This is a genomic window from Cylindrospermum stagnale PCC 7417 (genome assembly GCF_000317535.1).
Taxonomy (GTDB): Bacteria; Cyanobacteriota; Cyanobacteriia; order Cyanobacteriales; family Nostocaceae; genus Cylindrospermum; species Cylindrospermum stagnale.
The window spans coordinates 292,074-318,442 of record NC_020050.1 but is presented as its reverse complement, the minus strand read 5'-3'; the positions used below and the strand labels follow the sequence as shown (position 1 = coordinate 318,442).

Annotated in this window: 18 protein-coding genes and 1 pseudogene; 4 read left to right on the top strand and 15 right to left on the bottom strand. The window is 40.0% G+C overall.

The genetic code is table 11. The features are described 5' to 3' along the window. Positions 1-443 precede the first annotated feature (443 nt). Complete coding sequence (locus CYLST_RS30810; protein WP_015328447.1) at positions 444-1,454, top strand: transposase; 1,011 nt, start codon at positions 444-446, stop codon at positions 1,452-1,454. A 334-nt stretch (positions 1,455-1,788) separates the two neighbouring features. Here CYLST_RS30810 and CYLST_RS30805 read toward each other — a convergent pair whose 3' ends face one another. The 14 genes from CYLST_RS30805 to CYLST_RS30745 form a co-directional block, all read right to left on the bottom strand. Further along, entirely contained in the window at positions 1,789-2,220 is a 432-nt protein-coding gene (locus tag CYLST_RS30805; protein ID WP_015328446.1) for a hypothetical protein, read from the bottom strand. Beyond that, a complete protein-coding gene (locus CYLST_RS35630; RefSeq protein ID WP_015328445.1) occupies positions 2,217-6,632 on the bottom strand; it encodes an eCIS core domain-containing protein in 4,416 nt (1,471 codons plus the stop codon). The genes CYLST_RS30805 and CYLST_RS35630 overlap by 4 nt, the downstream gene beginning before the upstream one ends. A gap of 445 nt (positions 6,633-7,077) precedes the next feature. Continuing rightward, a complete protein-coding gene (locus CYLST_RS30790; RefSeq protein WP_041234110.1) occupies positions 7,078-7,362 on the bottom strand; it encodes a hypothetical protein in 285 nt (94 codons plus the stop codon). Next, the gene (locus CYLST_RS30785) at positions 7,359-7,709 is read right to left on the bottom strand and encodes a four helix bundle protein (protein WP_015328443.1); all 351 of its coding nucleotides are present in this window, start codon (positions 7,707-7,709) and stop codon (positions 7,359-7,361) included. Before CYLST_RS30785 ends, CYLST_RS30790 begins: the two co-directional genes overlap by 4 nt. A 32-nt stretch (positions 7,710-7,741) precedes the next feature. Continuing rightward, entirely contained in the window at positions 7,742-9,403 is a 1,662-nt protein-coding gene (locus CYLST_RS30780) for an ISL3 family transposase (RefSeq protein ID WP_041234109.1), read from the bottom strand. Positions 9,404-9,532: 129 nt separating this feature from the next. Continuing rightward, entirely contained in the window at positions 9,533-9,880 is a 348-nt protein-coding gene (locus CYLST_RS36620) for an HNH endonuclease (RefSeq protein WP_342663902.1), read from the bottom strand. Then, positions 9,801-10,037: a group II intron maturase-specific domain-containing protein gene (locus CYLST_RS36615; RefSeq protein ID WP_342663905.1), complete on the bottom strand. Its 237-nt coding sequence runs from the start codon at positions 10,035-10,037 to the stop codon at positions 9,801-9,803. Before CYLST_RS36615 ends, CYLST_RS36620 begins: the two co-directional genes overlap by 80 nt. A 227-nt stretch (positions 10,038-10,264) precedes the next feature. Next, the gene (locus CYLST_RS36610; protein WP_342663901.1) at positions 10,265-11,203 is read right to left on the bottom strand and encodes a reverse transcriptase domain-containing protein; all 939 of its coding nucleotides are present in this window, start codon (positions 11,201-11,203) and stop codon (positions 10,265-10,267) included. Positions 11,204-12,042: 839 nt separating this feature from the next. Continuing rightward, positions 12,043-12,633, bottom strand: coding sequence for a hypothetical protein (locus tag CYLST_RS30770; RefSeq protein ID WP_015328441.1), 591 nt, complete (start codon positions 12,631-12,633; stop codon positions 12,043-12,045). Between the two features lie 135 nt (positions 12,634-12,768). Next, entirely contained in the window at positions 12,769-13,464 is a 696-nt protein-coding gene (locus CYLST_RS30765; protein WP_015328440.1) for a hypothetical protein, read from the bottom strand. After that, on the bottom strand, positions 13,461-13,931 hold the full coding sequence (locus tag CYLST_RS30760; RefSeq protein ID WP_015328273.1) for a hypothetical protein: 471 nt from the start codon (positions 13,929-13,931) through the stop codon (positions 13,461-13,463). The genes CYLST_RS30765 and CYLST_RS30760 overlap by 4 nt, the downstream gene beginning before the upstream one ends. A gap of 109 nt (positions 13,932-14,040) precedes the next feature. Further along, on the bottom strand, positions 14,041-15,075 hold the full coding sequence (locus CYLST_RS30755; protein WP_015328272.1) for a tyrosine-type recombinase/integrase: 1,035 nt from the start codon (positions 15,073-15,075) through the stop codon (positions 14,041-14,043). 390 nt (positions 15,076-15,465) lie between these two features. Then, complete coding sequence (locus CYLST_RS30750; RefSeq protein WP_015328271.1) at positions 15,466-16,368, bottom strand: hypothetical protein; 903 nt, start codon at positions 16,366-16,368, stop codon at positions 15,466-15,468. A gap of 32 nt (positions 16,369-16,400) precedes the next feature. Next, entirely contained in the window at positions 16,401-17,057 is a 657-nt protein-coding gene (locus CYLST_RS30745; protein WP_015328270.1) for a hypothetical protein, read from the bottom strand. Positions 17,058-17,759: 702 nt separating this feature from the next. Here CYLST_RS30745 and CYLST_RS36605 point away from each other — a divergent pair. Further along, positions 17,760-18,065, top strand: a pseudogene (locus tag CYLST_RS36605) (transposase); the annotation flags it as partial. A 4-nt stretch (positions 18,066-18,069) separates the two neighbouring features. Here CYLST_RS36605 and CYLST_RS30735 read toward each other — a convergent pair. After that, positions 18,070-21,741, bottom strand: coding sequence for a WD40 domain-containing protein (locus CYLST_RS30735; protein WP_015328438.1), 3,672 nt, complete (start codon positions 21,739-21,741; stop codon positions 18,070-18,072). A 330-nt stretch (positions 21,742-22,071) separates the two neighbouring features. Here CYLST_RS30735 and CYLST_RS30730 point away from each other — a divergent pair, with 330 nt between their 5' ends. Then, a complete protein-coding gene (locus CYLST_RS30730) occupies positions 22,072-24,066 on the top strand; it encodes a dynamin family protein (RefSeq protein ID WP_015328436.1) in 1,995 nt (664 codons plus the stop codon). A 162-nt stretch (positions 24,067-24,228) separates the two neighbouring features. Beyond that, positions 24,229-26,316, top strand: a complete 2,088-nt coding sequence (locus tag CYLST_RS30725) for a caspase family protein (RefSeq protein WP_015328435.1) — start codon at positions 24,229-24,231, stop codon at positions 26,314-26,316. Positions 26,317-26,369 lie beyond the last annotated feature (53 nt).

Below are 26,369 nucleotides of genomic sequence, written 5' to 3'. Positions count from 1 at the left end.
TTCTTTCTTCTGCCTTCTGCCCTCTGCCCTCTGCCTTACCCCAACCAAGATCACCAAAATCTGACAAGACCCTTAATCCTGGTTCAGTTGCAATTAATCCTGGCTGAAACACAATTATAGTTGCATTTAATCCTGGTTTGCTCAGACCTTGATTGCAGGTTTGAGCGATTAGTATTGCAGGTTGCTACAACTAAGGGATTTTTTATGGCTCAAAACACCGCCATCGATAACAAAAAATAACAATTTACCAAGGTATTAAATTATGGCTAAAAATACTCCAATTCCTGTATTCGCCGTACCGTTAAAGGTGGCGTCTCTGCTATATGCCTATTAGTTTACACTGGGATGTACAGCCAGAAGTGTTGAACGTTAAGAAAAAAGGATAACAGAGATACCAGAAATATAGTAACATCTAACTATAAAACCAGATTTAAAAAGTTAGTATGTTTAGTACAAATTTTCCGAAAATAGCCAAATTATTGCTCAAAGATTTGCCGAAAAAAGATTACCCAGTGCTAGATACTTTTTTATTTGTCTCGTGTTGGCTAGGCTGGGTGATGGATCAAAGTTTAGTCAGCATGAGGGATTTAATCTTCAGGTTAAATACCAGAAATATTCCAGTGCATCTTTCAACATTTTCTAAAGCCAGTAAAAATAGAGAAGTAAAGGTCTTTGAAGAGATATTAGCACTAGCAATAAAAGAATTGAAAAAGAAAAAAGGGGAAAATGGAAATCAAATATTATTTCCCTTGGATTCAACAATTATTACATTAACAAGTAAACTGCTATGGTGTCAAGGATGGCATCAAGTAAAACTGTTTTGTGGATTAAATAGTTGGACATCAGTAGTGGGAGGTATAGTAATTCATTTTGGGCAAGGGCATGATAGTAAACATGGAGATAAAACTATTGAAGAAATCCCTGAAAATGCTGTGGGAATAATGGATAGAGGATTTTCCTCATTATCTAGAATAGGCGAATTATTAAAAACTGAAAATCGCTACTTTGTTTTGAGAATTAAAAATAATATGAATTTAGAAATACTAGAAAATGGAAAGTGTTTAGTAGGCACAGGAGAAAATAAAGTTGAAGTCAGAGTGGTTGATTTTTGCAGCTTAGAAAACAAAAGTGAATATCGGTTAGTAACCAATCTAAACGAAGATGAATTTAGCAATCAAGAAATTGGAGAAATATATCGTCAGCGTTGGGGAATAGAAACCTTATGGAAGTTTCTCAAAATGCACCTAAAATTAGATAAATTAATGACTAAAAATGAAAATGGAATTCGCATACAGATATACAGTTGTTTAATTGTATATATCATATTGCAATTAGTAGATATAGCTGAAGAAATTGGCAGCAAAGCCTTAGATAAATTACGTTATTTACAATCATTTATGAATGAAAAAATAAGCTATATTCATTGGTTCAGACGACTCAGTTTTACTTGGTAAAATTGGTCGTTTCTGGAGTAGTCTATTTTTAAATGTAAACTTTTATTACGAGGTTCAACATTTCTGGAAAGAAACCCAACATTAATTAGTTACTCAAAATCAAAATAATTATTGGGTTTCACTTTGTTCAATCCAACCTACATACTGCTGCAATCTGCTGTATATCGCCTAGACAAATTGGCTACATATATCTACAGTTAGGGTTAGAAAAGAAATACTGGCAACTCCGTCAGCGTCTTCTCCAATAAAATTACCGATGAAGAAATTCACTAATATACATATTGTCAATAAATATAAAAATTTGCTATTGAGTTATAAACAAAACTATAGCCGATTATACATCATAATTAGCATTAACCTGCCAAGATACTTCCTCTAAATTGCTTATTATACAGGATATTAAGCGAGAGTAACCAATAACATTTAATAACCATTTGGCATCTGAACATTTTCTACCATAAGCCAGGGATGCCCCACAATTTACCTCTTTCATCATTTTTCCAAAATTAAAATTAGGTACGTAGAATTCATGTTCTATGTTTAAGATACTGTTAAGTTCCACAAGCTCTAATCTACAAGTTTTTAAAATATCATAATCAGAAGGTATCTTCTCTCCATATACCAATTGTGTTGACACGTTGATAATAACGGATTCATCCAGATCATCTATTTCCATGTGAATAGTTAATAATCCATTTGAGAATTGATATTCTACAAGCTGGGAGTCGCCGCTACGAGCAACTAGTTCTTTAAATTCTATGTTCATGACCTTGGTAATTTATTAATTGCACCTTGGATATCTTTTGCAAAGTCATCCCACATTGCACGATTGATCAATTTATCTTTAAGAAAGAAATGTCCTTTAACACCTTCAATATTATAGTTCAGATGAGGATAGGTTGATAAACCAACTCCTTTACCCCAATCACCATGACCCCAATATACACTGTCTCCAGCCTTATTTTGCCATCCAATCCACTTGCCCGAATCATTATAAATTCTTTCAGCACTTGCTCCTAACTGTTTTCTGGCAAAGTTCTTAGCATCACTTGAATTTTCAAACAGTATTTGAGTCTTTTGTTGACCTTTTTTAGTTATATCCGAAAAAAGCTCTTTCCCTTCTTTGGGCAATGGAAATTTAGCAATGGGAACCCAGGGATTAATATGACCTTCTAGTAAAGCTAGTTGATTTTCAACCCGAATTCTAAACTTCTTAAACCGCATCCGCTCCAGCAGCGCCGCACCTAGTTCCTTCAACCGCTTGAACCCCTTACCAAGAGCCGTTCCCGCAATTCCCTTAAATAAAACCTTCCCTTTCTCAATAATAAATTTCGCACCCTTGGCAACTAAATTCATTGCACCCTTGGCAAGTTTCACCCCACCTTTCACCGTAGCTTTCGCACCCTTCACAACAGCTTTCGCACCCTTGAGGGCTACATCTCCAGCCTTAAAGGTCAAGTAGGAAACAAGCTCAATTGCTCCAGCCGCCAATCCTTTCGCTAAACTCTTACCACCACCTTGAATATCACCTGCCCAACCTTTGGCGAGATAATCGCGGATATGACCACCAATTTGGGCAATTGTCACCCCAGCAAACAGAGGCCCGACTACACTCATAATTGCCGGTAAAGCTGCGGTAATTGCCCCACCAGTAGCGACATTCAGGGCGATAAAACCACCTATAGCTGCTGTTGTTCCCACTAACACAGTGGGCCAGTTATTTGACCACCACTGAGAAATCCCTGTTTTCATTAAGTTCCAGCGAACTTCTGCCCGTTGTTTGGGTGAGAGTCCATCATCAGGATTTTTCTGTTCCTGAACTTCTCCTTCCTTGCTTTCTCCTTCCTTACCCCCTGTAGCTTCCGACATTATCGCTTCCATTGTGCGGCTGGCATCATTGGAAGCACCAAGTTCTACCTCACCTTCACCCTTTGTCTGCTGCATTAATTCCGCCATTAGCTCTGGCGAAAGTTGCATATTATTCTCTACCGCATCAACCCCCACATTTTCTTGAGTCCAAGGAGCTTGGGGCAATTCTGCGTTTGTTCCACCCTCACCCATAGCGCCACCGTTGGCTCCTGGTGCTGCTATACCAGCCTGAGCTAATTCTGCGGGAGATAGGGGTTCATCCAGATTTCCACCCAGCAATTCTTCCAAGCCTGCGGTTTCAAACTGGGGAGGGGCTGCTGCTGCGGCTTCTACTAAATTGGTCAAGTTCTTGATTAATTCCCCAAATTCACCGCGAATAATCATCCCAATCACGGTGAAAATGCCGTTGTAGATGTCTTGAACAAGTTTTAACAACGAATCCAAGGTATTCGCCAAGAAATCTAAAGCCGCAGCCACACCTTTCTTTAACAAGTCTGCGGCAGTATTTACCGCTTGCACCGCAGTGTTCACCGCTTGGTCAATTTTGTTGTTAATTCTCTTGGCTATTTCTGGGAAGGCAGCAAAAACAAGATTAACTATCCCCTTGAGAATTTCTCCATAAGCTTGGATTAAGGTAGTAATTGCCTTTTGTGCCAGTTCAATTGCAGCTATTGCTAATTTCTTCGCTGCTTCAAAGATAAATTTAATGCCTTCCCGTAACTTATCGTAAATAAAGCTAACTGCTTGTTTAATTCCATCAATCAATGCTGCTGCCTGATCAGCTAGCCAGCCTAAGAACCCACCAGATTTCTTTTGACCTTCATCTTTTTTCTGTTGAGCCTCAGTTTCTGCTGTTTGCTTCTTTTGCTCGGCTTCTTTTTCAGCGTCAGCTAGATGTTTAGCAGCTTCGGCATCAGCTTTGAGTTTTTCGGCATCAATCTTGCTCTTTTGGTCAGTAGTGGCTTTACCTGCTTTGTCTTGATAATCTTTATCTGCATTGTCTAACTCAGTTTGCCACTCCAATTTGGCTGATTTAACATCAGATTGTGCTTGCTTTTGTGACTCTAATTGTTGTTGACTGGTGTCTTGATTTAGCTTGGCAATTTCTGTGTCTGCATCGGTTCGAGATTTAGCGGTATCTTGGTCAAACTTATTTTTACCAACAATATATTTTTCCTGTTCTCCACCAATGCGTTGTTGAAACTGTGGTGCTAAAGATTGATCCAAGTTAGCAGCAATTTCTGGGGGAATGGTGGGTTGTTTACCTCCCTTAGCTCCTGGAACTTCTGCCAAAGTTAGCTGCTTATTAGCTTTGATTGTTTCATCACTAGATTTAGGGAAAATATCATTCTCCCCATAATCTTTATTAATCTCTTGAGCAGATTTGGCTTTCTGTTGTTGTACCTGTTGATTAGCTGTTTGTTGCTCACTATCTAATTGTGCGGGATTGATAGCTGCATCTGTCAAGTTAACTGTGGGGGCAGTTCCGGCTTGGGTGCTAATTTGACTGGAGTCGAGGTTAACGCTATTGAGTGCATTTTGAGCGCTAGCTGCAATTTGAACATCTGGTTTACTATCTGCTGTTTCCCCCGTTTTAGCAGTATTTCCCCCTGCTATTTGTGTAGGGGTAATGGGACGAGGTGGCGCAATTTGGACATTAGCATCTGACTGTGATGTTCGGTTTGGTGCAACTGGTACTTTCTCCCCTTTTGGTAGCAATGGTTCTTTATTGGTATCTGCTTTACCTGCTGTTTGGGGAGTTTGTTTTACAAGAGAATTTTTAGCTGGTAAACCTGTGGGGGCGGGAATTTGCGGGATAGATGCTTCTAGTTCTTGCTTTTGCTCTGACCATGCTGTGGCTGAATTGGCTTGTGCTGTGTCGTAAGCTGTAGCAGCGTTGCTGGGTGGTGTATTTTTTAATTGTTCTAAAATTTGACCGGGGTCGGTTTTCCGTTGAATTCGTGGCTGTATGCCGGTGGTTAATTTATTTTGAATAACTGTCCCAGTGGGGTGAGGATATTTCTGGGTCAGCCTGGGTTGTTTATTGTCTTTTTCTGGTTGACGACGTAGCTGCACTCCACCTGTCTGCTGGATAGTGTGGGTTAATTCGTGGGCTGTTAGGGCATTCTGACCTGGTGTTTTACCAGCACCATAGAAAATATGATGACCATGAGTGAATGCCTGTGCGCCTAATTCTTTGTTCATCTGTATGGCTGTTGAGTCTGTATGCACACGTACAGAACTCAAATCGGAGCCAAAACGTGGTTCCATGAAGGAGCGTGTCTGCTCATCTAAGGGACTACCAGAACCTTTTTGACTCCCCAAACGACTTTCTAAGCTGGGAGTGGCGGGTGTTGCATCACCTTGAACTGACCTTTGAAGCGTTTCGTCAGTCAGGCGTTGAATTGGTTGCTCTTGGGCAGTTGGTTTCTCTGTATGAACGTGTTTGTTTAACCATTTAGCTTGAGTACCAGGACTGATATTCAGGGTACTAATATGTTTTGCCTGAAGTGCGTTAAGTTGTGTAGTTTCTAGATAACTTTCTTTGTTCTTAAAGAGTGATTCTTTGTTGGACTTGGCTTGAACCTTAGCTTGTGCGAAGCGTTGAACGAGTGGGGTGATGGATGCTGATAAGGGCTGTTTCTGGATAGACTCTGAAAGTTCTTCACCCTGGCGTTGAATGGATTGCTGTTGAACAGTTGGTGTGTCCATTGACATCACCTGTTCTGCCATTGAGTCTGCTTCTTGTTCGTATTTATCCCCTGGTGCACCTATGGTGAGTTTCGTTTGGAGGAGTGATTTTTCCGAATCGCATAGAGAGCAAGCACGTTGAATAGTTCCCCCATTCGGCGAGTTGGCATCTTCATCACCATTATCTCCTGACTCGCTCAGACGCTGGATTTCAACAGCTTCATTCCCTACTTCCTCAGCTTTCTCGAATGGCTCCAAGGTTGTATTTTGGGCTGGGGATAAATCTGTGTTGGCTTTGGGCTGGATAGCAATAGGGTTTGATGGGACTGGTTGTTGCTGATACATCTCCCCAGGCTGAAGACGGGTAAGCTTCATCTGAATTCTTGGTGTCTTAGCTGGGGACGGGCGGGGTGTAAGTTTTGAGAAATCTATCAAGCCACTTTTATACTGCTCTGTCTCTTCTTGTTGAGCCTCTTTTGCAGGTGTTTGTTCTTGTTGGGGCGCTACTTCCTCAGTTTTGGGCTGAACAACAAAGCCACGGGGTGCAAACCGATTTGGCGCTGGTGTGTCTGAGGAGTTGGAAGATTTTTTGGAAGTTCTGTGTTGCCCGCTATACATTTACCCAATCCTCGAAGTAGAAGTTTTTACAAGTTATTGCTAGATATCACATGTGATTATTTCCGCCCTATCTTCACCCAACTTACCAGTACTAACAACGACAACTGAGCGATAGCGTGAGCAAATCGTTAGACTTATATTTCCGTACTGCTGATTCAGTTGTTGAATTTCAATTTATAGGAAATATTTTTCAGTATTGCCACTCAGTATATACTCAGTATTGTTTTTTGTATTATTCTCTGAGTAAAAGAAAAAAAACTTTATTTTTTCCTTCTTTTTTGGATTTACGCGCCATTGCCAGATCTCAAAATAGAAGAAGTTATCTGCACACTCAACGTCAGCATTCTGATAGTTGTTGTCACGTATTACACAGAATACAGACCAAGCAGGACAGGAGTTGCAGCCTATCTGGCGGCTCATGTCACGCTCGCTACTTTTACCCCTATTAATACTCGCTGGGCAGCAGCATATAACCTTCCATCATTGAGTACGGCTTATTGTCTAATATTTTGATATTTTTAAACCCGATTGACTCCAAATATTCTGTAGCTCCTGTGATATCTCCGTCGTAAAAAAACAAATAGGCATCACAATCGTCTAAGTGTTCAATTACCTCATAAAAAGCCACTTTTTGCTGGGGTCTTGTCAGATTTTGGTGATCTTGGTTGGGGTAAGGCAGAGGGCAGAGGGCAGAAGGCAGAAGAAAGAAAGGAAGAAGTAGTAAATTCAAGCTTTAAGTTTGTTTAAACTGGCAACTAATATACTTTGCATTTCCTCAACTTCTTTTAATAGGGGTATAAAAAGATTTTTGTCGGCTAAATCTACTTGTTTGGCAATGATTAATTGCGTATCAAGTTCTCTTAAAGAGCCTAATGCAATATGTAAAAACTGTATGTATTCTGGCTTTGAGCGCCTACCATAGCCTTCAGCTATGTTGGATGCCACAGATACAGAAGAACGTCGGATTTGGCTGGTTAAACCATACAATTCTGATTGAGGAAATAGGCGGGTAAATTTATAACAATTGATGGCAAGTTGAACTGCCCTTTGCCAGATAAACTGATTTCTGTAACTCATAATTCAAGTGGAAATTTTAAAAGTTTTGCTCCTCAAATAGCCAACAAAAATCGTCGCTCCAGCAGGTCTATTTTGGCACGACCATACATCTGTCGCTTTAACATTTTTAGTCGATTAATATGTCCTTCAACTGGGCCATTACTAACTGACATAGTTACACCTGCTTTCACCGCATCGTAGTCTTCACGCAATCGTTTAGCAAAACGGCGAAAAGCCCTCAAATTACTACTGTCTGCAACAGTTAGCCACTGTTGAAGTTGTTCAGGGAGTCGTTGACGTACAATTTGAGCAAAACCTTGAGCTAACTTGATAGCTTCGGCTAAATCTGGATGTTGTGCTATTAGTAGTGCCATTAATTCCTTATCTTCTGGCTGTTGCGACTCCGGTTTCCGTAGCACTAGCCATACTGCACGACGAGGCGTGAGACAAAGTTTTTTGGGTTGAGTGACTTTTGGTAAAGACTTAACTAAATGGCGTTTTCGTGGCTTGATTCCTTGGGCTGTACGGATGCACCGTGTGTAACGGGCTACAGTATCATAACTCCCTTTGTAACCCTGCTGTTGAATTTCCTTAAACAAAATTAAGCCTTCGTGACAACCTTCATTCCAGCGTCTAAGGATATATTCCTGGTAAGGGACTAGGATACTTCGACCTCGGCTTCTTCGTCCAGTTGTTTCCGGGAGGGTAGGACTACGTAAATAGCGAAATACACTTGTTACACCAATCCCAACTTGACGAGCTATAGCTTTTGCGCTCCAACCTTGGTGATGTAAGTCCCACACTTGCTGATGGATAGCAACTCGCCTAGCACGGCGTTGTTCTACTAATTGTAGTGCCTGTTGTTGACGGCTGGGTCGTGGTACTCGCACAACTACACTACCATCAGTTTGGGTTACTGATGAAAGATTGTACGCTTCATCGACAGCTTTGAGAGTTTGATGATGTGTAGCGAAAACTTGGTTAAGTGTTTCAGCTAAGTTCTGCAATAAGTGAAAACGGTCTGCAACATGAATGGCTTCAGGCGATCCTTGACGAATACCACTTTCATAAACTTTTGACCTGTCTCGTGAGACGACTTTGACACCAGGGTGAGCTTTCAACCATTCTGCTAGAGTTTCTGCTTTTGCATCCTTCAATAAAGCGATTGGTCGGCTGTTTTCCAGGTCAATTAGTGCTGTGCCGTAGGTTTTACATTTACGAAAACAGAAGTCGTCTACCCCAAGAGTATGTGGCGTTACGATGAGTGGGAGTGGGATTGAGCGTACCAATTTTAATAGCGTGTTGCGAGAGACTTTTAACCCTAATTGCTCTGAAAGTCTGACCCCGGCTGCACCACCATTAGCTAAACCAATTGCACTCAGTCTTTGAGCTAAACGTAGAGTTCTTCGCGCCCAAGGTACGGTTAAATTGGTCAGCCTTTCTGTAAAAATACGCCGTTTACACAAAGTGTTGATGCAAAAAAACTTTCGCACGCGTAACTGTAAACTAATGCTGTAATCAGAAAGCGGCAAGTCTGCTAACTTGCGCTCGTAGCGACTATGAATTTTGTGAGTTGGTTGGTTACAAACTGGACAATTAACTACTGGCTTGATTACGGAAACAATCAACTTGATCTGAGTCTTTGTTTCGTCCACAATCCAACTCTCCAGTTTTAGGTTTGTTGAATCTGGTAATAGGTGAGTTAGCACTGACATCATCTGTGCTTGAGGCTTATCCCTCAAATGTTTGATGGCGTGAAGTTGTCGGGTAGGTCAGAGATATTTCTACCTCTTTCCCCCCTGAAAACCGTGCGTACAAGTTTCCAAGTACACGGCTTAAGCAAGTCATGTAGCTGTAGCTCCAGAATGGAATTGATGATGACAATAAAGATGAACTAACTCAAGGTTTGAGTATGTATCTAAACCGCCTTTCTTTCTTGGGAATTTATGATGTTTGTGGATTTCTTCACCGTTGTATAGGCTTTGTCCACAGACAGGACAAACATGACCTTGTTTCTCAGCAATTTTCTGAATACTTTTAGGATGATTGGAAGCTTTCACTTTTTCTCTTTCCTTCCAGTAATCTTTGAGTGTTGAGTCATCTGGTGATGACCTACCAAGAACAAGTTGATGCCTTTGAATATTGAACCAAGAAAATTTTATCAGGTGAAAACCTGTAGCGTTTATCTCCAAACACCCATCTATCTTTTCTTTCCAGGTTCAGCCTTCCCCAATACTTATTTTTACGCCATTTATTATTTCTATTCGGATGTGTATGATTTACATATCTACATTCCCGTTTAAACATCCAGTCATCTAAGCTTCTGAATGCCTCAGAGGCAACACCTATACGGAAATAATTTGCTTCACCTCTAATAATGGGGTTTAGCTTTTGATGACACTTTTAATGTCATGCCCCTTAAGATTTAGCCACTCCTCTCTTAGCTTTTCCGTATATTTAGAAGAGATTCTTTACTAGGTTTAATGAGTAGTTTCCACCCGGTTTTAGTGTTGCTGACTCGGTATTGTTTGATATTGAAACCTAGAAAACAGAACCCCTCATTGAGATGAACAATTCTAGTTTTCTCTTTTGTATAGTTCGAGTCCCCTAGATTTCAACCATTCACTTATATCAATTTGGGCTTGTTCTGCATCCTCTTTTGTTTCACAGAAGATTGCAAAATCATCTGCATATCTCACAACTGCGCGTCTGCTGACAATTTCACCGCGTCGGTTATACTTTACTCCCAGTGCATCTTCCATCCCATGCAACGCAATATTAGCGAGGAGGGGCGAAATAATAGCCCCCTGTGGTATACCTGTGAGCGTTTCGGAGAATTTTCCTTCTTCCATATATCCTGCTTTCAACCATTGGTCTATTAGCTTTCTTGCGGGAAAGTTACCAATGGTTTTCATCAGAAAATTTCGGGAAATGTTGTCAAAACAACCTTTAATATCGGCATCTAATACCCACTTTTTCTTTTTATTTGGACGTACAATCATATAGATTTTACTGATTGCATCGTGGGTACTTCTTCCAGGTCTAAAGCCGTAACTGCTTAATTCAAAATGGAATTCCCAAAAGGGTTCCAGTGCGTTCTTAACAATCGCCTGTAAGCAACGGTCTATTATTGTTTGTATACCTAAAGGTCGTTTTTTCCCATTGGATTTAGGGATATACACCCGTTTAGCTGGTAGTGGTTTCCAAGGAATAAATTTTCTGAGTGAATCAACTAAAAATCCCCTGGCTTCTGGTGTTTTCACCAAAAGTTTGTCCACACCTGGCGTATTCTTGCCATGATTAGTTTGTGTAACTTTTCTAACGGAAAGTACAATGTTAGAATAGCTACGCATCATTAGCTTTTGCAAGCTTCTCACTAATCGATAGTTTCCTTTCTGGACAGCCTTGAATATTCTCTGTCTTAGGTTTCTAACTATGCAATAGGCTTTGCGCCAATTGACGTGTTGCCAATCGGTTGTTCTTTTGGTTACATTTACATTCCTTTCGGTCTGCATCTAACTTTTCCCAAAAAGTTCGATTCCCTTACTTTGAGATTCAAGAGACTTACCAATCCCCGTCGGCACCCTTTCGAGTTGGTCATCAGACCTATCTGCTTAGTTATCAGGGACAAGTCCTGTTTTCTATTACCTTTCGGTATGGCAGCATTCGCTTACTGGGATTTCCTACTCCCACTGGGGAGTTCCGAGTACCTTACGGTCACTCCTACTAACTACAAACAGCAACGTAGTTAGACCCCATTGGGTTTTCCCCGTTTCACACGCAACAGATACAACCAATTTAGGATTCTGCTATACTCCGGGAGTTTGGTATCCTATAAAGATGTACTTCAGGCATCTTTCCTGTTTCCGTTTATATAACGGATGTTTTACCCCACACTACCGTATCAGTCACTTTCGATAGCCTTAATAATATCGGAGCCTCAACGCAGATTCATCATCTTATCCATATTGGTCTTACCCTAGCCCTCCCTTTCGTTTGTGACTATTACTTGGGATTAGACATTACCCTCTAGCTGTGAGACATATTGATTACTCAAAATGCCCCTTCGGGTGGGTACAGGTTTGGATACTAACCTGGGAACTTTTTGAGGGTTCCATTCTCGCGAGCGACTTCCGGGTCGCACTGAAGTACCTCAATTATATCTTTCTTTCTTCTCCCCTCTGTCCTCTGCCTTACCCCAACCAAGATCACCAAAATCTGACAAGACCCTTAATCCTGGTTTGAAAGTGTGATGATTGCAGGTTTGAGCGATTAGTATTGCAGGTCGCTACATGTAGATGTCGGTTCGCGGACAAGCGTGAAAATTGAACATCTCCACAATAAATATGTTTCATCATTTGATGGGATGATAGAGTCCATCGTCACCAAAGTGCCAGCCAACAGAACCAGGATCTTTCGACCTGCACCACCTTTCAAAATCCTTAGAACTCTGATTATGAAGCTCCCGTTTCAAAGTTGCCGCATCGATACCCAATCTTTTAGCCAGATTTTCCCCCGTATAAGCTTGTAGTTCAAGCTGCGGTGGGTGATATTGGTATGATTGCCTTTTCTGAGGAGTTGACGAGCGCTGGGATAGTAAAGAGATTGCCCCTTCAATTTGTGCCAATCTTAAAGAAATCGCTTCAGTCTTTTGCTCAAACTGTAAAAATCTTTGTTTTAAGTCATCGTCTCCACCGTTGTCTACACGCCCCTCAATACGAGAAGCGACTAGGATAAGTTGAGTTTCCAGTTCCTGTAGACGAGTTTCTACATTAGTATCTATACCATTGTCTGTATCTTCAGCAGTCAAACTCAGAACATGGTGTAGCCCCCGAATAACTAAATCCGTGGCTGTGGTTTCAAGTTCTCTGGCTTTAGCCCTGAGGGCTTCGACCAAAGGCTTAGGCAGTTTAAAATTTATTGATTCGCGTTCAACTTTTTTCACTATGTCTACACCATCTTATGCACTTAAGTATAGACAAATAAGGACGGTAAGGGAAGCGCCACTAGAAGAAATCACCATGTCTACACCATCTTATACACTAAAGTATAGACAAATAAGGGCGGTAAGGGAGCGTCACTAGAAAAAATTTGGATTTTTTCCTTTTTCCCTGCCAGCAATAATCCATACATCCTGACTTTCATAAAAATCGCCACGCTGCTCCAAAGTAAAACCACCCAGTAACAATCCCAACCACACCTCCACTAATGGCATTTGCGACACAGATTGTAACCTAGTTAAAGAAATCTCACCGGGAGTCCGAGTTAAATAATTAGCGATCGCCCTTTGCCATCCTTCTACATCTTCATCACCCGCCAATTCATGCACATCTTCCACACAGGTGATTTGTTCCAGCATTGCCAACACCTGACCCTTTTCAACAGGTGCTGCCACAGAATCACCCTTACTGCTAATATGAGAAAATTGATGTGTACCATGTGCCTTAAATATTTGCGGCACTTCAATTTCTATCAAATCATCTAAATCCAGCTGCATTGTAGTTCGCACCAACCCAGCAAACATATCAGTACTGACAATAGGCCCATCAAGATTTCGACTGTCGCTCACATCTTGCAACAGCATATTCGCCCGTTCTCTAAGAATTTGGGCAATTTGACTAAACGCCGCACCCGCAGTTGACAACTGTGCTTCCACAGGCAACTCCCAGAGTTCTGCATCCAAACACTCCCACACAGCATTCAATGATGAAGTGGGTGGAGATTCTGAAAGCTCATCAAGTACATCCCAGATAGTGAGTTGTCGATATGCACTCATCTTGATAACTCCGGATGCAATGGGCAAGGACGCACTGGACAGTGGATGGGGCTAACCTCGAACATCTCCTTATATTGAGACAACGGAATTTCATATTGCCGAGAAAAAGCTTGCAACACCTGCTCAGTATAGGTTTTAATTTTACCTGCTGTTAACCCAAAGCAATGGATTGGTTCAAGACGACAAATAGGTTTTTGTCCATGCCATAATTGGGCACCCAAAGCATGTAACGGTTTATCTCCCGGTTCCTTATATAAGTAAAGCACTGCAAAATATGTCGCAGGTGGTTCCACATTCACTGTTTCAACATCTGCATCCTGCTTTATACGCTGGCGATAAAAAGAACGGCGATTATGACATACATGAGGATTCCAACAACCATCACCTTCTGAACCATGTAAAACTTTTGCTTGTGTTGTTGAAAATTTAGAGCATAACTGACATTTTGGATTAAGTGGTCTTGGCATTTATACACCTATATTCAATTGCTCAATATGCCAACTAAAATGTTGACTAATATTTATAAGTTTTTCAGCCATTCTCCCATACACAAATGATTTATAATTGTTATACTATTTATACTTCTTCACCAATAGCACGATAATAAGCCGAGATAGCAGCTTCTTGTTCACTACGCAGAGTATACCGCCGGAAAGCTTTCTCACTTTGATGTCCCGTCAACTTACGTGCATGACTAGGGTCAACACCTAATAACAATAAATCAGTAGCATAAGTATGACGAAAAGCATGGGGATGTAAATTATCAATCCCGGCAATTTCTCCTATTTTCTCTACTGCAAAATAAATACCGTGATAACTTAACCGTTTCCCCTTGTGTGAATGATGGTGTGAAATTAGCAATGGACTAAGGCTAGTCAATACCTCACCCTGCTCCTCACGAAATTGCAGATACTCAGCAATTACTTCCCGACTATATGAACGTAACGGAACTAGACGTGGTTCATTAGTTTTCGTATCAGGTAAAAACAGCAACTTGCCATCAAACGAACCAACATTTAAATTAACCACTTCCCCAGCACGGAGTCCATGATTGAGAATGTGAATGAGTACAATATCTCGCTGCTTTGTTTCTCCCAAAAACTCCAAAGCTACCCATACCTGTTGCATTTCTTTCTCAGTTAAACTCTGTGCTGGCGGCACGGGTACTTTTTCCAGCTTTATCCCCAGTGTGGGATTGGTAGCAATAATCTCTGGATAGGTGATAATAAACCATTTAAAGAAACTTTTAATTGCCGCCAACCCCGCATTGATACTACTTTTGGAAAGAGGTTTATCTCCCTCTATATAGGCTTCAGTCATTAGATATTCTTTGTATTGTGCCAGATGCCGGGAGCGCAACTCATGATAGTGCAGTTCTGTCCAACCTAAAAACCGTTTTAGTTCCCGTTCATATAACTTGCGGCTGTTGAGTGCAAAGTTATTACTGCGTAAAAATTCCTGTACCTTTACCCACCTTATGTCCGTTGGTGCAGTGGTTTTTATCTTTCTATTAATTCCTCTGCACTGTATATTAGTAATATTTGCAGTTTCGTCATCAAGGGGAATGAGTTTAATGGGTGGTAAAGGAGCAGAACTATCACTATAAACCATTGATAAATTTACCTCATACCGTTTTGGATTTTGCAAAAGTTGCTGGATAAGTTTTTGGGCGCTCCATCTGTCATAACCATTTTTAAAATTGGTATCCTTTTAAATTTTGTATGCATCAGCTAAGTAGATGAACGTGACATAACCAAAATATGAAACGATATATAAAGTTGCTTTGATGCGTTATTCTGGTTGCGTTTTAGCCATTTTACAAAACAAAATATATTTTGTTTTCCTCTGTCTACCTACTTATACCGTTATACCAATTTTATGTGAAATGCTTAGTTCATGATTCCTTAATTCCTGGCAACATAGGATTTTCATTTCTCAGATCATGTCAATCTACATCAAGTATTAGTATTAAGAAATTTTTGATTCTGTTTACACAACCTTTCATATCTTAGCTTGAGTTAATATTTCACTCAGAGGATCAACTAAATCTAAACTTTCGGCCCAATCTGCTAGATAACCATAATCCAAATTTTCTGCTTGCAACTTGAGTATCCCCAGAACATCACGCCACTGTTTTTCTGATTTACTTCCCTTTCCCCATCGCAACTTCTGCAAAATTATATCCTCAGGTGAAGCCACCCAAAATGAAGCTATTCCATCTATATCAATTAACATCCGTCGAGACATCTGCGATACTGCATAAGATGAAGTATCACTGATATACAGGTCAGCATTGGCGATAGTTTCAGTATGCGTGATGTTGAGCATTTGTTCTTGCTTTCGTTTTAAAGATTCTACCGCACCTGTTGGACAATAATATCCAGCAGTTTCTAGTGTCCTTACCAACAAATCAATTTGCTCAGGCTGGACTTCAATCACCAAATCCAAATCACGAGTCGAGCGAGGTTCACCATGAATAGAACTGGCTATACCTCCACTAACGTAGTAAGAGATATTTATTGACTCAAAAAGTTGGTGAAGTTCGCCTGCGAGCGTAATTGAATCTTGAACCCACATACGTTCATTAATACCTTTTGGTTGAAAATCAGGAGCAAGTTTTTCTCCGAGGACAGCATGAGCAAATATACAACGAATTTTCTCTACAGGAACATTACGATGTCGAGATTTAATTCCTGCTAGGCAAAGTTTTTTTACCCCAGAATCATGGGCAATAAACATTTCTATGCGTTGCTTTAGTGATAGCTGTCGCAATCTAGCAAACAGATAAATATCCACCTCTATGGCTGTATCAGTTGCTTGCGGGTGATAATTCGGTTTGGTAATTCTTGATAAAGATGGGACTTTTTTAGTCTCTGAATTAATCAGGCTGATTTTTTCAATCATGTTAAAGAAACGATTTTTATTATGCGATTTGTTTAAGCACTTTCAACAGCAGTTGAATTATTATTGGTTTCACTGAGAATTCCGACCAGAATCTGCATTAATGCTTCTAAATCAGTCGGTACTCGATACAACATTAAGTCTTGACTTACCAACCTATTTTGACGTTGAAAACTACCAAAATGCCAAATATCACCTGTTGTCACTGCGCCATACAATACTGGTTCATCTGATTCGATCCATTGATCAAGGGCAATTAATTCGACTGCCAGCTGTGTAAACCCTCGCGTCAGGTCGGCTTGTTTTGCTTCTACAACTAATACTCCATGCTGAGATTGCAGGTAATAGTCCAAATCGCCACGCAGAAATTGGTTAACCTCAATGGGATATTCAATATTAATCATTGATTCAGTGATGTGTGCAACTTCTAATAAGATGGGAGCAATCAATACTTCTCGTCGTGCAGCTTCACTTGTGAGACTGACGCGCCTGATTGCTTCTTCTAAACGCCCCTGCAAATCTACAAGCCGCGGAATTTTATTGGTATTAACTGGTAAATTAATTTTTGCTTTGGTTAAACTTGCTCCCAACTCCTGCAAAATATCGGCTGGAGCAAATCTTAAATCAAAGTATTTGCGGAATGTGTAAGTCTCATTCGGTTTGAGAATGGGCAGACGGTGCTGTGCAGTCATAAGATTTCCTCAAATCTAATCGTTCCCGCGTTTGTGGTCAGGTGGGTGCTCTGTGCCATCACCTCCTCCAGATGCGATCGCTAAAAGCGATCGCTCCGCGTCATCGCCTTCTGTGCTCTACGAGACGCTGTTCGCGTTCGGCACTGCGCGGAGCGCCGCTTCATTTTTTCTTCGTACTGGGCAACCTTCCCAAACCATCACCAGGGTGTGGTCTGAGTGCCCATCACCGAACACGAGCGGTCAGACATGGGGAGGAATGCGGCTGCGGCTTTAGCCGCCTTGAATCTTCTCGGTCAAAATCCATGTTTTGGAGTAGGCTCAAACATATTCTACCACGACTATACAAAATAAGTAACAATTATCTTTTGTCCGACTACATCTCCGATTAATATCTGAGCGGAGTTTCATTAATTTTATTGGCGGTTCCTTATCCAAAATCGAAGGAGTTAGATGCGTACTAACTTTTCCCATTAAGTCCAGTAATGTTGCATCCTTTGCCCGACATAAATATTTGTATGCTGCTTGACGGAATTCCCTTAGTTGTGCCAAAACATCCATAGTGGTAGATGAAAATTGGTTGTGCTTTTTTCATCTACCGTTACTGGGGTGCTTCTTCTTACTGGCATCCCTTGATTTTTTTGCATAGCTACTGACAAGCTTCGACTGCCAGACATAACGATCGCTCTTTTCTAGTCTAAAGTCCAGTTAAATGAAACTGGTCGTATCACTGTCGTTGTTCAAGACAATGGTTAAGAGCATACAAGTAAACTGGCAAAACAACAATGGCAACAGTGGCAGGAAAAAGGACTATACCTGTTCTTCTTACCACCCTATTGTTCCGAAATGAATCGGAATGAGGAGGAGTGGCATCAACTGAAAACTCATGAGATGGCTGGACAGATGTTTGATAATAACTATGATTTAGCGATGGCAATTATTGATGGAATGGAAGCTAGAAGCGTAAAGGGTGAATATGTCCTTGAGCGTCTTATATTTAATTGCGCCTAGCTACTTAGTATGTGGGTTTGATAGAATTTTCAGGCAGTTCAGACTCAATCGCCCCTAAAGTCTTGAGATTGATAATCGTTGCCTCAGTTAACCCAGTCAAGTTGGTAATATTCATACCCTCATAAAGTTTTTTACTCCTCAAAGTTCTTCTACATTCACTTGTTGAAATATGCCAAATTCTTAGCGTTTCGTCTTCACTGCTACTAATTAAAGTCTGCCCACTAGGACTAAAACTTACTGATAAAACTCCACGAGTATGTCCATGTAAAGTTTTTAGATATTGGCTATTTTTGACATCCCATAGTTTAACTGTTTGATCCATACTACCACTACCTAAAATTTGCCCATTGGGACTGAAGGTGATTGAGCAAACCCAACCTCTATGTCCTTCTAAAGTACTGAAGCATTCACTGGTGTTGACATCCCATAACTTCAGTGTATGGTCTCCACTGCCACTACCTAAAATTTGTCCATTGGGGCTGAAGGTGATTGACCATACCCAACCTTTATGTCCTTGTAAAGTTCTCAGGCATTGACCTGTTTTTACATTCCATAGCTTCACTGTGTGGTCATAACTACCACTAGCTAGAGTGAAACCATCTGGGCTAAAAGTCACTGACAAAACTCCATGATTTTCTGCATGTAAATTTTGCAGGCATTGACCAGTTTTGACATCCCATAACTTCACTGTGTGGTCTCCACTGCCACTAGCTAAAGTTTGACCGTCTGGACTAAAGGTGATTGACCAGACCCAACGTATATGTCCTCGCAAAGTTCGCAGACATTGACCAGTCTTGAGATCCCATAACTTCACTGTGTGGTCTTCACCAGCACTAGCTAAAGTTTGACCATCTGGACTAAAGCTTACTGATCTGATCTCATGGTTATGACCAGTCAAAATTTTGAAGTTATGACCAGTGTTGAAGTCCCACAGTTTGACTGTTTTATTACTGCTACTAGCCAACATTTGACCATCTGAACTGCAAGCAATTGACCAAATCTTACTACTATATCCATATATAGTTTTTAAACATTGACCAGTATTGACATCCCACAGTCTTAAAGATTGGTCATCGCTGCCACTGGCCAGGAGTTTACCATCCGGACTAAATTTAACTACTCGAACCATATTATTATGCCCTGGTAAGGTTTTGAGACACGCACCGTCACTGACGCTCCACAGCTTGATAGTATGATCCCAACTACCAGTTACTAGGGTTTGTCCATCTGGACTGAAGGCAACTGAAATTACCCAATTCGTATGTCCTTGTAAAGTTTTGAGACATTTACCAGTATGCAAATCCCATATCTTGACTGTGTTATCCCCACTAGCACTAGCTAGTAAGTGTCCATCTGAGCTAACAGCAGCTGACCAAACCCCCTCCTCGTGCTCTTGTAAAGTTCTTAAGCATTTACCAGTACCAACATCCCAAAGCTTCAGTGTTTTATCTACACTACCACTGACTAAAATTTTGTCATCAGGAGTCAAAACGACTGCTCTCACCATCTTTTGATGTTCTGACAACGTTTTCAGGCATTGACCAGTCTTGACCTCCCATATTTTTGCAGTCTTATCATCACTGCCACTAACCAGAACTTGACCATCTGTACTGAATACGAGTGACCAAATACCCTGTTCATGTCCTTGTAGGGTGTTGAGACATTGACCAGTTATGATATTCCAAAGCTTGATTGTTTGGTCTTCACTACCACTAGCTAGGATACTACTATCATGGTTAAAGGCAATGGCTGGTACCCAATTAGTATGACCTTTGAAAATGTTTAGCTGTTTCCAATCATCAACTTGGTACAAGCAAATTTCACCATTTATATCCCCGATAGCTAAAAATTTCTGATTGGGGCTAAATGCTACTGACAAAACACAACCGAAAGTTTCTGCAAATACGGATTGAGCTAGGTTAGCGTGAGCAAAATTTACATTGTGCAAATTCACACTTCGTAAATCAGCCTGCCGAACTGTGAGATAGGAAAAATTATAATTACTCAGATCAGTCTTGAGATAATGAAGCAGATTTAGGATATTTCCAGCTATATAACTTTGGTCTTGGGTGAATGTTTCTCGCAGTGTTATTAAAATTTGATTTAGTTGGATTTCTAGGTTATTTTTACTTCTAAAAATAGCCAGCAACCCATCTATAATAGGTTTAATGATTAGCCGAATTTGAATTTCTCTAATATAATCTTTTGCCGTTGCTTTCATTAAAGCATGGTTTTTGAATAAATCAAGATTATGATTAGTTACCTCTGCCCAAATATATTGGATGAATTCATTAGTTATATACTCCATGACTACTGGTTGTAAAGTAAAAAATCCAAAGTTTTGTTCAATAAGAATAGGTTGAGCCTTCTCAATCAGAGAACGCCTAAGTAAAGATTCCAGAGTCTCGGTTAATTTTTGAGCTTGTATAGGTGATATGAGATCATCTCGCAATTCTGATATTGAAACTGGCTCACGATTAATTGTCAGCCAATACATAATATTTTTTTCTAAATTTGACAACCGCGAAAATTGTTGCTCTAAAAGTTCGCGAATATTACCAAAAGGTGACGTGTTTTGTTGGAGAAATTGAGAAATATTACCATTAAAAATATCTAAAATTGTTGTCGCAACTATCTTGAATGCTAAAGGGTTACCTGCATAATATTCAACTAATGCTATTAATTCTGACTCAGAGCCATATAAACCCTTCATGGCAAAAATTGTATGACCATCCACCACATTTAAACTACTGACTTGTAATGAGTGAACAGGTAGTGCTTGTCCTTCCAATAAGGCCACCTCTTTTGGCTTTTCTCGCGAAGTCAATAAAAGACAACTATTATGGGCAATTTCTCCGATTAATCTAAAAAATTGAGCATATTCTTCATAGCCTTCTCGATAGCTGCCAGCAATACGGCCACTTTGTAAAATCGTCTCAACATTATCGAGGATTATGAAACAGCGATATTGGTGCAAATAATCAACTAATTTGGAGATTCTGCCTTCTATGCTGTTTGGTAAATAAGTTTCTAAAATCTGATCTGGGGAGAAAAATTGAATTAAGTTAGCCAACAGATCAAAAAGTGGAGGGGCATTATAGAGCGATCGCCAGATAACATAATCGAAGTGTCCGTGAATTTGTTGAGCCACCTTAGCCGCCAGAGAGGTTTTGCCCATCCCTCCCATGCCTAACACCGCTACTAATCGGCAACGCTCTTTAACGATCCACTGTTCTAGTGTCTTGAGTTCTTGAGTGCGTCCGTAGAACACAGACACATCAATTGCTTCCCCCCAGTCTGTTCGACTGTGAATTTTTGTTTTTGTAGCCACTGTCGTACTTGGGTTCTCAAAGTTGTCGCCAGTAGCATGATGATTTGGGATTAAATCCCTCGGAGTTGCTATCTTTGCACAGAGACGCCATCGGCGCTCTAAAGCAGAGTGAAAGTTGGTTTTACTGACTGGCTCACCTAAAGCCTCAGACAGTAATTTCCACAAATGCGGACCAACATGTCGCTTTACATATGCTACTGAGTAACTGGCTGAAGCGGCAATTTCCTCGTAGGTATGATGCTCCCAAGAACCTTTGAGGATAGCAATTTCTACGTTATTTAGCCGTTTACCTGCTTTCACAAAAACTGCTTCATCAGCCACTGCCAAGGCTTCTTGAAAGTTCATAGTTTACTAGGCTAGTTTTGTTCACACTCTACCACATTGGTAATTTGACCGGAACTTTACCGGAACTTTACTGTATAGACAATTGAGATGACGTGCTCTAAATTTAGTATGTGAAGCCAGTAACATTCTGCTTCATCAAATAATAAGAATTATTTATTTTATACTCATTGGTACATATGAGAGTACTAACTTCCCAAAATAAAAAGCGAATGATTAACGAAACTGAGGCTTTTAAACAAAAAATCCTCGCAGCAGTAGCACACCCAGTCATTAATTCCTGTCACTATCTATTTTTAATTCTGAAACTTTGGAAACTTTTTAGAAATTAAGATGATTGAGACTACCGCCCACGCACAGTTAGATTTGTTTCAACAACGACGGAAAACTTTACTTGCTCTCATTCAACGCCAACTAGAATTATTAGATTCCTTGGATATGAAAGGTTGGCAAGAAACTTTGCATAGAGTAGAAAAACGTCTTCAAGTAGATAGTTTTAAAGTACTTATTTTAGGAGAATCCAAGGGCGGTAACAGCACTTTTATTAATGCCATGCTAGGTGATAAAGTTTTACCCGCTTATGCAAAACCTTGTGCCGCCATTATTAATGAGGTTAAATGGGGAGAGCGCAAACGTGCTTTACTGCATTACACTAATTCTCCAGATAATGGAGCCAAGCTAGTCAAAGAAATTCCTATTGATAAAATTGAAGAGTATGTTGTCATTAAAGATAAAATAAGTGAACTTAAAGAAAACCCTTACGAAAAGTTAGAATTATTTTGTCCTTTAGAAATTTGTAGAAATGGTGTTGAAATTATTGACTTTCCTGGACTAAACTTTCGTGAAATTCGCCAGAAAGCCACAAGGGATTATATATCCACTGTTGATGCTGTTTTATTTGTTTTATCTTCTGGGTTTCTTTCTTCTCAAAGAGAACTTAATTTCATGGATAACAGTTTGCTTAGTATGGGCCATAAAGATATTTTCTTCGTTTGCAATCAAATTAACCAAATTAGAGCCAAAGAAAGAGAAAGTATTAAAGAATATGCTTTCTCTAAACTAGTTTCTCCCACCAAGCGTGGTAAAAAAAGTATATTTTTTATTGATGCTCTGGGTGCTTTGGAAGGTCGTCTAGAACTAGATGAGGTAAGACTAAATCAATCTGGTGTACCTGAACTAGAAAAAGAATTAGCAACATTCCTCACTAACCAAAAAGGACGACTTAAAATTCTTCAAGCGGATCAAGAATTTAAAGGAGCAATTCGTGAAGCACAACGAATAATCCCTGAGCGAGCAACACTCCTAATTACTGGTGTAAAAACCTTAGAACGAAGATTTGAAACGGCACAAAAAACATTGAATTTACTAGAATTGGAACGTCAGCAAATAGTTATTCGCTTATCGAACTTTATTAAAGATACCCAGCCATTTATACATCAAAAAATACAGCAATTTCTTGATGTAATTACTGAAACAAAAATTGCAGAATGGATGACGGAATATGAACTTGAAGAGCCATTTCGATTTTTAAAATTAGAATGTCTAACTACACAGATAGAAAAAGTAGTCGAAGAAGTTAAAAACCATCTTGCTCAGAGGATAGAGACAGAATTTTTTACATGGCAATTTTCAGAATTACAACCATTTTTAACTGCCCGATTAGAAAGCCTAATGCGTGAATTAGAAAAAAGAGCAGAAGTATTTGTTAAGAATATAGAAAATCTCCGTGTTGATTTAATTGTCGGCACTTCTACTTCTCAAAATGTAATCACATATCAAGAAACAAAAGTCTCTTTACTTGAACGTGTTATTGCTGCATCTGGAGGATTTTCGTTATCAGATTCTGTTGCAGGTGTACTTGGAACAGCTTTTGATTTTCAAAAAATGGTAAAAGGTTTAATTGCACAAACTGTTCTATTTGCTGTAACTTCTGCCTTTGCTGATCTCAATCCTTTTATTCTGATTCCAGCTATGCTTATCGGCGGTATAGTCCAAGGAGATTGGAAAAATGAGTCAACTAATGACGAAATAAAAAAAGCAGTAACTGAGAAATTTATCAACCAAATTTGTACAGACACTTACCAAAGGTCTAACGAACTTAGCAATGCTATTGTTCAGAAAATCAGCAAGATAAAGGATGCTATTGACCAAGAATTTTGTCAGGAAATTCAAAATATTCGAGACCAGGTAGATTCTATTTTGAAAGAAAAGCAAAAAGGGCAAAGTAATGTCGAGCAAAAATTGTATGAATTGGTAACTATTCGCAAAATTTTAGATGCAATTGACAGCGAATTAAATGAACTAATTACCCAAGTAGCTACTATGTAAACTATTTTCCCTATTTTTTAAGAAAGTCAGAATTTTCTTTGGCTGGTGGACATAAAACTATAGATGCGGTTACAGACAATTGAAAATTAATTCAGGTAATCCTTTTAAGTTACTTGGCTTGGCACACTTTTTTAAATTAGTCCTATTTTGTACGCAATACTCATGATTAAAAATATGCACAAAACTTTCAGCCCGACTAGAGGAATTAGGATTCGTAATTTATATGCCTTGCTTGTAGGTATCGATAATTACCCCAATCCAAATCATTGCCTTCAAGGTTGTGTGAATGATATTACCGCGATCGCAGAATATCTGCACGAAAGGTTCGAGAGAACAGAATATCAACTTCATTTACAAACCCTAAAAGACAAACAAGCCACCCGTGAGGCAATTATTAATGGTTTCCGGGAACATCTTCGTCAGGCCGAGGAAGATGATGTAGTTTTGTTTTACTACAGTGGTCACGGTTCTCAGGAACAGGCACCGCAAGAATTTTGGCATTTAGAACCAGACCATCTTGATGAAACTTTAGTATGTTACGACAGCCGTACTGACGGTGGTTGGGATTTAGCAGACAAAGAATTGGCAGTACTCATTGCAGAAGTGGCAAACAATAACCCGCATATGACCATTATTCTGGATTGCTGCCACTCTGGTTCTGGGACAAAAGACCCATTGCAAGAGGTAAAAGAACGGCGTTTACCCACAGATAAGCGGAAACGTCCACTTAAAAGTTTTATTTTTACCCTGGAAGAATTAAATCAACTTTCAGGTCTTCGAGAAATAAAACCGGCAGATAGCTCCACTGGCTGGCATTTACCTAAAGGTCGTCATGTGCTTTTAGCAGCTTGTCGAGACCATGAAACAGCAAAAGAATATAATGCAGGTGGTCAACATCGGGGTCGTTTTTCCTATTTTTTGATGGATACACTGTCCAAAACGAATGGAAAGCTGACTTATCGAGATTTGTTTGGACGCACAAATGCTTTAGTCCGCAGCGTGAATGGGGATCAGTCGCCACAATTGGAAGTGAATAACCCCAACGATGAGAACAAATTTTTCTTGGATGGTGCGATCGCTCAACTTCAACCTTACTTTATTGTTAAAAATGACAGAACTTCTGGCTGGGTAATAGAAGGCGGTGCTGTTCACGGAGTTCAACCGCCTCAAAATGGCGAAACGACTGTACTAGCATTATTCCCTTTTGATGCCAATATCGATGACCTACGCAACCCCTCAATGTCTGTCGGGACTGCTAAAGTAACTCAGGTATTGCCAACCAAGAGCAAAATAGATATTGAAGGTGTGCAAAATCTAACTACTGAGCGTACTTTTAAAGCAGTAGTTATTGGTCTACCGCTACCGCCTTTAGGGGTTCACTTTGAGGGAGACGAAGCAGGTGTTAATTTGGCACGGGAAGCAGTAAAAACTGCTGGATTTGATGGTAAACCCTCAGCTTATATCCGTGAGGAATCTACCAACCCTGAGTTTCGCCTCTTCTGCCGCAATCAACAATATTTGATTACTAAATCTCAAGACACTCGACCACTTGTAAAAGAAATTGATAGTTACACAAAAGAGAACGCACAAAAGGTAATTCAACGCCTAGAACATATTGCTCGTTGGACAACGATTGCTCGGCTCTCAAATACTGCTGCAACTGTAATTAAATCTGGCGATATCAAGATGGAACTCATCTTTGATAATCATGAGCTATCGCAAGTTAAGCAGATACATTTGCAGTATAAATATGAAAATAGTCAGTGGCAACCACCGGAATTTAAACTGAAAATTACTAATCATAGTAAACAGTCACTTCACTGTTCTTTGGTCAATCTTGCTGACAACTTTGCAATCAGTACTCCATTTTTTGAGGCAGGTAGCGTCAGACTTCAACCAGGGGAAGAGGCTTATGCTCTAGATGGAATAGATTTGGTACTTGAAGTTCCAGATGAGTTCTGGAAACAAGGCATTACCGAGTACAAAGACATTATTAAATTAATTGTGAGCAATGATGAATTTGATGCTAGATTCTTAACTCAAGATAAACTTGACGCTCCTCGTCCACCTATACCAAGAAATATTGATTCCCAAAACCTAAGTAGCCTTGAGCGTTTAATGAATCGCATGCAAGATCGTGACATCAAAGCTAAAACTACAGCAAAGTATGTCGATTGGTATGCAGAAGAAGTTACCATTATTACAGTTCGTCCTTTAAACTATACCTCAATTTTTCAACAACAACACTAAATAATCAAAAGGCAGAAGTCAGGCATTATCTTACTTGACTTTTGCCTTTGTAT

Bases quoted from the DNA above. Each gene is read 5' to 3' on its own strand.
- CYLST_RS30810 (WP_015328447.1), top strand. From the start codon at position 444: ATGTTTAGTACAAATTTTCCGAAAATAGCCAAATTATTGCTCAAAGAT.
- CYLST_RS30805 (WP_015328446.1), bottom strand. From the start codon at position 2,220: ATGAACATAGAATTTAAAGAACTAGTTGCTCGTAGCGGCGACTCCCAG.
- CYLST_RS35630 (WP_015328445.1), bottom strand. From the start codon at position 6,632: ATGTATAGCGGGCAACACAGAACTTCCAAAAAATCTTCCAACTCCTCA.
- CYLST_RS30785 (WP_015328443.1), bottom strand. From the start codon at position 7,709: ATGAGTTACAGAAATCAGTTTATCTGGCAAAGGGCAGTTCAACTTGCC.
- CYLST_RS30780 (WP_041234109.1), bottom strand. From the start codon at position 9,403: ATGTCAGTGCTAACTCACCTATTACCAGATTCAACAAACCTAAAACTG.
- CYLST_RS36610 (WP_342663901.1), bottom strand. From the start codon at position 11,203: ATGCAGACCGAAAGGAATGTAAATGTAACCAAAAGAACAACCGATTGG.
- CYLST_RS30765 (WP_015328440.1), bottom strand. From the start codon at position 13,464: ATGAGTGCATATCGACAACTCACTATCTGGGATGTACTTGATGAGCTT.
- CYLST_RS30760 (WP_015328273.1), bottom strand. From the start codon at position 13,931: ATGCCAAGACCACTTAATCCAAAATGTCAGTTATGCTCTAAATTTTCA.
- CYLST_RS30755 (WP_015328272.1), bottom strand. From the start codon at position 15,075: ATGGTTTATAGTGATAGTTCTGCTCCTTTACCACCCATTAAACTCATT.
- CYLST_RS30750 (WP_015328271.1), bottom strand. From the start codon at position 16,368: ATGATTGAAAAAATCAGCCTGATTAATTCAGAGACTAAAAAAGTCCCA.
- CYLST_RS30745 (WP_015328270.1), bottom strand. From the start codon at position 17,057: ATGACTGCACAGCACCGTCTGCCCATTCTCAAACCGAATGAGACTTAC.
- CYLST_RS30735 (WP_015328438.1), bottom strand. From the start codon at position 21,741: ATGAACTTTCAAGAAGCCTTGGCAGTGGCTGATGAAGCAGTTTTTGTG.
- CYLST_RS30730 (WP_015328436.1), top strand. From the start codon at position 22,072: ATGATTGAGACTACCGCCCACGCACAGTTAGATTTGTTTCAACAACGA.
- CYLST_RS30725 (WP_015328435.1), top strand. From the start codon at position 24,229: ATGATTAAAAATATGCACAAAACTTTCAGCCCGACTAGAGGAATTAGG.